Raw genomic sequence first — 7,944 nt, 5'->3', positions numbered from 1 at the left:
GAGGACCCCGAGCTGGCTCTCGCGCACGCCAGGTTCGCCCGTACTCGCGCCTCTCGTGTCGCGGTCGTGCGGGAGGCCGCCGGCATCGCCGCCTATCACGCCGGTGAGTGGGCCGAGGCGCTCGGCGAGTTGCGTGCGGTCCGGCGCATGACCGGGTCGCAGACGCACCTCCCCGTGATGGTCGACTGCGAGCGGGCACTGGGCCGGCCGGAACGTGCTCTCGAGCTGGCCGCCGAGGCGAAGGACCTGCCGCAGAGCATCGCCGTTGAGCTGCGGATCGTCGCGGCCGGGGCGCGGCGGGACCTGGGGCAGCTCGACGCCGCGGTCGTCGCGCTCCAGGGGCCGGACCTCGACCCCAAGCGGCGCGACCCCTGGAGTGCTCGTCTCTTCTACGCCTACGCCGACAACCTGGAGGCGGCCGGCCGCACGGACGAGGCGATCCGCTGGTTCCTCAACGCCGCGGAGGCCGATCTCGACGAGGAGACCGACGCCGCCGAGCGGGCCACCGCGTTGAGCGCCTCGTGAACGGAGGATCCCGTTGAGCCTTCTCGACGACTACGACGCCCTGCTCTTCGACCTCGACGGCACCATCTACCGCGGTGAGGAGCCGGTGCCCGGCGCCGACCGGGCGGTCGAGGCCGCCCACGCCGCCGGCACCAAGGTCCGCTTCGTCACCAACAACGCCTCCCGCGGTCCCGACGAGGTCGCGCGTCACCTGGTGGAGATGGGCATCCGGGCCGAGACGGCAGAGGTCAGCACCAGCGCGCAGGCCGCCGCCGCGGTTCTGGCCGAGAAGCTGCAACCCGGTACGACCGTGTTGGTCGTCGGGTCGGACGCGCTCGTGCACGAGGTCGAGCTGAAGAACCTCACGACCACGCGCAAGCACGGCGACGCGGTCCAGGCCGTCGTCCAGGGGCTCAGCAAGGACACCAGCTGGTGGGACCTCGCCGAGGCGTGCCAGTCCATCCGGGCCCGCGCGCTCTGGGTCGCCTGCAACGTCGACCCCACCCTCCCCACCGAGCGCGGTCCGCTGCCCGGCAACGGCTCGCTCGTCGCCGCGCTCAGGGCCGCCACCGGCACCGAGCCGCTGATCGCCGGCAAGCCGGCCACCCCGCTGATGGACGAGGCCCAGCGGTCCGCCGACGCCGAGAAGCCCCTGGTGATCGGTGACCGGCTGGACACCGACATCGCCGGCGCGGTCGGCGCGGGGCTCGACTCGCTCCTCGTCCTCACGGGAGTGTCCGTCGCCCAGGACCTCCTCGACGCGCCCGAGGACATGCGGCCGACCTACGTCGCACACGATGTCGGGGCCGTCACCGAGGCGGGCATCCGCCTCGGCTCGGACAAGGACTGGCCGGACGCGGTGCGCGACGCGCTCGCCCGCCTCGGTCTCGAGCATGAAGTAGCGTGAGAGCGTGCAGTTCGACACCGACCAGACCGCCGAGGTCGACACCACCGACATCGACGAGGCGATCGCCGGCACCGCGAACCTCGACTCGGTCCCGCTGACCGAGCACGTGGCCCGGTTCGACGCCGTGCACGTGGCGTTGAACGAGGCCCTCACCAGCATCGACACGGACTGACCGGTGCCGAGGAGGACCCGGCTCGACGCCGAGCTGGTGCGGCGCGGCCTTGCCCGCTCCCGTGAGCACGCGTCGCAGCTCATCGCGGACGGTCGCGTGACCATCCGCGGCACGGTCGCCGGCAAACCGGCGACAGCCGTGGAGACCGACGCGCCCGTCGTGGTCCGCGACCTCGACGACGACCCGGACTGGGCGTCCCGCGGTGCCCACAAGCTCATCGGCGCGCTCGACCGGTTCCCGATACAGGTGACCGGTCGGCGCTGTCTCGACGCCGGGGCGTCCACCGGCGGCTTCACCGACGTCCTGCTCCGGCGCGGCGCCGGCCACGTCGTCGCCGCGGACGTCGGCCGAGGGCTCCTCGTCTGGCGGCTCCAGACCGACGACCGCGTCACCGTGCTCGACAGGACCAACGTCCGCGCGCTCACCCCGGAACAGACCGGGGGACCGGTCGACCTGGTCGTGGCCGACCTGTCGTTCATCTCACTGCGGCTCGTGCTGCCGGCGCTGCTCGCGTGCACGACCGAGGACGCCGACCTGCTGCCGATGGTGAAGCCGCAGTTCGAGGTCGGCAAGGAACGGCTCGGCTCGGGTGGCGTCGTGCGCGACCCCGCCCTGCGTGCCGACGCCGTGCGGTCCGTGCTGACCGCGGCCGGCGAGCTGGGGCTGCGGCCACATGGCGTGGTCGCCAGCCCGTTGCCGGGACCGTCCGGCAACGTCGAGTACTTCGTGTGGCTACGTCGTGGGAACCCGCTCGACGCGCCAGCCGTAAGTGAGATCGTGGAGATCGCCGTTCGAGAGGGGCCGCAATGACCGCACGTGAGGTACTCCTCGTCGTGCACACCGGCCGGTCGGATACCCGGCACGCCGCGGAGAAGCTCGCCGGCTGGTTCGCCGACGCCGGGATCAAGCTTCGCGTGCTCGAGCGCGAGGCCCCCGACCTGGACCCGTCGTGCTACCAGCGGGTCCTGCCCGCCGGACCGCAGGCGGCCGAGGGCACCGAGCTGGTGTTCGTGCTCGGTGGCGACGGCACCCTGCTGCGTGCCGCGGAGCTCGCCCGGCCCGCCGAGGTGCCCGTGCTCGCCGTGAACATGGGCCGCGTCGGCTTCCTCGCCGAGGCCGACTCCGACCTCCTCGAGGAGGCCGTGTCGCAGGTCATCGCGCAGCGCTACGAGGTGGTCAACCGGATGACCGTCGACGTCACCGCGACGCTCGGCGACCGGCAGCTCGCGCGGACCTGGGCGCTCAACGAGGCCAGCGTGGAGAAGAGCAGCCGCGAGCGGATCCTGGACGTGCGGATCGAGGTCGACAACCGGCCGGTGTCGTCGTTCGGCTGCGACGGCGTGCTGTGCGCGACCCCGACGGGCTCGACGGCGTACGCGTTCTCCGCCGGGGGGCCGGTGGTGTGGCCGGACGTGCAGGCGCTGCTGGTGGTGCCGAGCAACGCGCACGCCATGTTCGCCCGGCCGTTGGTGGTGTCGCCGAAGTCGCGGCTCGCCGTGGAGGTCGACCCGTCCGGGCACCCCGCGGTGCTGTGTTGCGACGGGCGCCGCACGTTCGTGCTGCCGCCCGGCGCGCGGGTCGAGGTGGTCGGCGGGAAGATCCCGGCGCGGCTCGTGAAGCTGCGGCAGGAGCCGTTCACCGACCGCCTGGTGCAGAAGTTCGAGCTGCCCGTGCAGGGTTGGCGCAGCCCACGGGCCTGAATCGAACACACGGCCGGGCGGTGCGAGCTTTTGTCGGTGCGAACCGATAAAGTGCGCGCTGTGTTGGCCGAGATGCGCATCCAGGGCCTTGGCGTGATCGACGAGGCCACCCTGGACCTGGACCCGGGGCTCACCGTGGTGACGGGTGAGACGGGGGCGGGTAAGACCATGGTCGTCACCGGGCTGCACCTGCTGTCCGGTGGCCGGGCCGAGGTGACGAAGATCCGTGCGGGCGCGGGGAAGGCGTCGGTGGAAGGCCGGTTCGCCGCCCCGCCGGGCAGTGCCGCGGCCAAGGTCGCGAGCGACGCGGGCGCCGAACCGGACGACGACGGCACCCTGATCGCGTTACGCAGCCTCAACACGGACGGCCGGTCCAGGGCGCACCTGGGCGGGCGGTCCGTGCCGGTCGGCGTGCTGTCCGAGCTGTCCGAGCAGCTGATCGCGGTGCACGGGCAGAACGATCAGCTGAAGCTGATGCGCCCCGCCGAGCAGCGGTCCGTGCTGGACCGGTTCGCCGGTGAGGAGCTGGCGGGCGCGCTGGCCGAGTACCGCAGGGTGCGCACGGAATGGGTGCGGGTCAGCACGGAGCTGACCGAGCGGTCCGCGCGTTCGCGTGAGCTGGCGCGCGAGGCCGACCTGCTCAAGCACGGCCTCGCGGAGATCGAGGCCGTCGACCCGCAGCCCGACGAGGACGACGAGCTGCAGGAGAAGGCCAGGCGCCTCGCCGACGCCGACCAGCTGCGGGAGGCGGCGACCGGCGCGTCGTACGCGGTGTCCGGTTCCCCGGAGGGTGACCCGGACGTGCCGGGCGCGCTCGGTCTCATCGGGGACGCCAGGCACCGGCTGTCGGCGTCGGAGGACCCGCGGCTGCGTGAGCTGGAGCCGCGGCTGGCGGAGGCCGAGGCGCTGCTGGTCGACGTCGGGACCGAACTGAGCAGCTACCTCGAGTCGCTGGACGCGGACCCGGCAGTGCTGCAGCAGGTGCTGGCGCGGCAGGCGGAGCTGAAGCAGCTGACGCGCAAGTACGCGGCGGACATCAACGGTGTGCTGGCATGGGCGTCGGACGCGGCGCAGCGACTGGCCGGGCTGGACACGTCCGAGGAGGCGCTGGCCGAGCTGGCCCGTCAGCGCGACCAGCTGGCGAAAGAAGTGGCGGAGTGCGCCAAGCGGGTGACCGTCCTCCGGGTGGACGCGGCGGACAAGCTCGCACAGGCCGTGACCGTCGAGCTTGCCGGTCTGGCCATGGGGCAGGCCGCCATCGAGGTGATCGTCAGCACCCGCTGGGCCGAGCCGAACGAGCCGCACTCGTTGCGGGTCGCCGGCGGCGAGGGTGGGGAAGCGCTTGCGCACGCCGGTCCGGACGGTGTCGACGAGGTCGAGATCCGGCTGCGCGCGCACGACGGCGCCATGGCTCTGCCCGTGCACAAGGCGGCGTCGGGTGGTGAGCTGTCACGGGTGATGCTGGCGATCGAGGTGGTGCTGGCGCACTCGGACCCGGTGCCGACCCTGGTCTTCGACGAGGTCGACGCCGGTGTCGGCGGGCGTGCCGCGGTGGAGATCGGGCGCCGGTTGGCCCGGTTGGCTTCTTCGCACCAGGTGATCGTGGTTACCCACCTGCCGCAGGTGGCTGCTTTCGCTGATCGTCACCTCGTGGTGGACAAGCAGGCCGCGGGTGGGGTTACGCGCAGTGATGTGCGGCGGGTCGAGGAGCAGGATCGGGTGATCGAGCTGGCTCGGATGCTCGCGGGGATGGACTCCACGGAGACCGGGCGGGCGCATGCTGAGGAGTTGTTGGCTGTGGCTGATGCGGACAAGAAGGCGACGCGTGGGAAGGGGCGGAAGCGGCGCTGAATCTCGTTCGTTGTGGGTGTGGGGTTGTGGGGCCGGGGGCCGGGGTGGGCCCCCGGGGGAGTGGGCGCCTGGTTGGGTGGGGGGTTGGGTTGTGCAGGGCGGGTTTTAGTTTGGGCGGGGTTTGCCTGGGCAGGGGTGCTTGGGTGGGGTTGCTTGGGGGGTGGTGGGTTGGGTAGGGAGGCTTTGAGGTTGGGCGGGTTTGCCTGGGTGGGTGGTCCGTTGGGTAGGGAGGCTTTGAGGGTGCGGGTGGTTGGGGCCTGATCTGGGATCGTGGTTGGGCTGGGCCTGGGGGTTGAGCATCGCTGTTGCCTTGCCGTCGTGCCCTTCTTGGCCCGGCCACTCCGGGTGCCGTTGTTCGGGTCTGCGTGCTCAGCTGTGCGCAGTCAGTCCATCTCCCTGCCCTGCCCGCTGGCTGATCGGCTATCCCTGCCAGCTCCTTCGGCCCAGTCCTTCCTTCGGTCGCTCGGCCCTCCCGCACCTCTACGAGGAGACGTTGCGCGCCGTCGTCGCGGGGTGGGTGGTGGACCGTCCATCGTGAACTGTCCTGTGTGGTCGTTCCTGGGCGGTCGTTACCCGTTGGGGTGAAGTTTTTGGCGTGGCGGACCGGAATGCCGCCGCTCCTTTGTCACCATCAGCGCATGAAGCTCACCGGTCTCCTTGCTCGATCTAGTCAGGCCAGGCCTGGGGTCACCGGGATCGCGCGGGTCGACCGGCGAACCGGTGACCTCCTGCGCCGGATCGGGCCGGGCGACATCGTCATCCTCGATCAGATCGATCTCGATCGGGCTACCGCCGTCGCCCTGCTCGACGCCGACGTCAGCGGGGTGGTCAACGCCTCGCCCTCGATCTCCGGGCGGTTTCCCAACCTGGGGCCGGAGCTGCTGGTCGGTGGAGGTGTCATGCTCGTCGACGGTGTGGGGCCGGGGGTTCTGCGTGCGGTCAGGGAAGGCAGCAAGGTCAGGCTGCACGATGGCGTCGTCCTGGTCGGTGACAAGGAGGTCGGGCGCGGCGTTCAGCAGACCGTCGAAACCATCGCCGACCTCATGATCGAGGCCAAGGCCGGTCTCGCCGCGCAGCTCGAGGCCTTCTCCGCCAACACGATCGAGTTCCTCCGGCGGGAGCGGACGCTCATCCTCGAAGGCGTCGGCGTGCCCGAGCTGGCCGCGCCCATCCACCACAACCAGGTGCTCGTCGTCGCCCCCGGGCGTGACCACGAGGAGGACCTCAAGCGGCTCAAGCGGTACATCGCCGAGCACCGGCCCGTGCTCGTCGGGGTCGACGGTGGGGCGGACACGCTGCACCAGCTCGGGTATCGCCCGAACGTGATCGTGGGTGACCCGGACAGGTTGTCCACCGACACGCTCCGCAGTGGGGCCGAGGTGGTCGTGCCCGCTCACATGGACGGGCACGCGCCAGGGCTCGAACGCGTGCAGGACCTGGGAATCGGCGCGGTCACCTTTCCCGCCTCCGGCAACTCCGAGGACCTCGCCCTGCTGCTCGCCGACACGCACGGTGCGGACCTCGTCGTCACCGTCGGGTTCCAGGCCACGCTGCACGAGTTCCTCGACCGCGGCCGGTCCGGTTCCAACCCGTCCACCTTCCTGACCCGCCTCAAGCTCGGCAGCAAGGTCGTCGACGGCAAGGCGGTCGCCACCCTGCACCGCAGCCGGGTCTCCATCGGCGCGGTCGTCCTGCTCGTGCTCGCCGCGCTGGTCGCCGTGGCCGTCGGGCTCGCGGTCTCCGGCGTCGGTGCCGCCTACCTCCACTGGTTCGGCGACACCTGGCACGCCGTCACGAACTGGATCGGGGGACTGTTCTCGTGATCTCGCTGCGCTACCACATCATCTCGATCGCCGCCGTCTTCCTCGCGCTGGCCGTCGGTGTCGTGCTCGGGTCGACCACGCTGTCCCGGTCGCTGCTCTCCGGCGTGTCGAGTGAGAACGAGAACCTGGCCGCACAGGTCATCGGCCTGCAGAACGAGAAGAACGCCCAGGCCGCGCGCCTCGTGGACGCCGACGACTTCGCCACCTCCGTCGGCCCGCTGGCCGTGCGGGGGGTGCTCGCGCAGCGCACCGTCGTGCTCATCACCACCGCCGGCGCCCGCCCGGCCGACCGGGACGCGCTCAGGACCCTCATCGCGAACGCCGGTGGCACGGTGACCGGCGAGCTCCAGCTGACCGACGCGTTCAGCGACCCGCGCAAGGCCGACCGGCTCAAGGACATCGTCGTGCGGCTGCTGCCGGCCGGGATCCAGCTGCCCACCGCGTCCGACCCCGGCACGATCGCCGGCGGCCTCATCGGCCCGCTCGTGTTGATCAGCAAGGACAACAACAAGCCGCAGACGTCCGCGGAGGAGGCCACGGCCGCGCTGGCGGGGCTCACCGAGGGCGGTTTCGTCAGGGCCAGCCAGGGGATCCAGCCCGCGCAGCTGGCCGTCGTGCTCACCGGCGGTGCCGCCGAAGGGGACGGTGCGGGGGACCAGGCGGCGACGATCGCGCGGTTCGCCACGCAGGTCGACCGTGCCGGCGCCGGCACGGTGCTCGCCGGCGACACGGGTTCGGCCAGCGGCATCGGCGCGGTCGGCGTGGTGCGTGCCGACACCGCGGCGACCAGCATCCTGTCCACAGTAGACAACCTGCAGAGCGCGGCCGGACGCGTGGTGACGGTGCTGGCGCTGCGCGAGCAGCTCGACGGCGCGGCCGGCCGCTACGGCAACGCCGGCAACGCGCAGGGCCCCGCGCCCGGCGCTCCGCAACAGTGACATCGCGCTCGGTAGTCATTCGCCACACCGGGTGTCCGTCATTCGGATT

General features: G+C 71.8%; 7 protein-coding genes and 1 pseudogene. All 8 read left to right on the top strand.

Features of this window, described 5'->3' with window-relative positions; genetic code table 11:
- Positions 1-525 (top strand): annotated as a pseudogene (locus ACJ73U_RS15995) (hypothetical protein); the annotation flags it as partial.
- A gap of 13 nt (positions 526-538) precedes the next feature.
- The gene (locus ACJ73U_RS15990; RefSeq protein ID WP_407778411.1) at positions 539-1,411 is read left to right on the top strand and encodes an HAD-IIA family hydrolase; all 873 of its coding nucleotides are present in this window, start codon (positions 539-541) and stop codon (positions 1,409-1,411) included.
- Between the two features lie 4 nt (positions 1,412-1,415).
- Positions 1,416-1,583, top strand: coding sequence for a hypothetical protein (locus ACJ73U_RS15985; RefSeq protein WP_407778410.1), 168 nt, complete (start codon positions 1,416-1,418; stop codon positions 1,581-1,583).
- A gap of 3 nt (positions 1,584-1,586) precedes the next feature.
- On the top strand, positions 1,587-2,393 hold the full coding sequence (locus tag ACJ73U_RS15980) for a TlyA family RNA methyltransferase (RefSeq protein WP_407778409.1): 807 nt from the start codon (positions 1,587-1,589) through the stop codon (positions 2,391-2,393).
- Positions 2,390-3,283 (top strand): NAD kinase, encoded by an 894-nt coding sequence (locus ACJ73U_RS15975; RefSeq protein WP_407778408.1) that lies wholly within the window; start codon positions 2,390-2,392, stop codon positions 3,281-3,283. Before ACJ73U_RS15980 ends, ACJ73U_RS15975 begins: the two co-directional genes overlap by 4 nt.
- A 60-nt stretch (positions 3,284-3,343) precedes the next feature.
- The gene (recN, locus tag ACJ73U_RS15970; protein WP_407778407.1) at positions 3,344-5,134 is read left to right on the top strand and encodes a DNA repair protein RecN; all 1,791 of its coding nucleotides are present in this window, start codon (positions 3,344-3,346) and stop codon (positions 5,132-5,134) included.
- Between the two features lie 638 nt (positions 5,135-5,772).
- Positions 5,773-6,957 carry a putative cytokinetic ring protein SteA gene (gene steA, locus ACJ73U_RS15965; protein WP_407778406.1) on the top strand — a complete coding sequence of 395 codons (1,185 nt, stop codon included), beginning with the start codon at positions 5,773-5,775 and terminating at the stop codon, positions 6,955-6,957.
- Positions 6,954-7,895, top strand: coding sequence for a copper transporter (locus ACJ73U_RS15960; RefSeq protein WP_407778405.1), 942 nt, complete (start codon positions 6,954-6,956; stop codon positions 7,893-7,895). The genes steA and ACJ73U_RS15960 overlap by 4 nt, the downstream gene beginning before the upstream one ends.
- The last annotated feature ends 49 nt before the right edge of the window (positions 7,896-7,944 follow it).

Source organism: Actinophytocola sp., from assembly GCF_045807065.1.
Classification (GTDB): Bacteria; Actinomycetota; Actinomycetes; order Mycobacteriales; family Pseudonocardiaceae; genus Actinophytocola.
The sequence above is the reverse complement of the archived record's forward strand: the minus strand, read 5'-3'. Positions and strand labels throughout refer to the sequence as shown.

What these genes read in the sequence shown, in the direction of transcription:
- ACJ73U_RS15975 (WP_407778408.1), top strand. Translation starts at nt 2,390, where the DNA reads ATGACCGCACGTGAGGTACTCCTCGTCGTGCACACCGGCCGGTCGGAT.
- steA (WP_407778406.1), top strand. Translation starts at nt 5,773, where the DNA reads ATGAAGCTCACCGGTCTCCTTGCTCGATCTAGTCAGGCCAGGCCTGGG.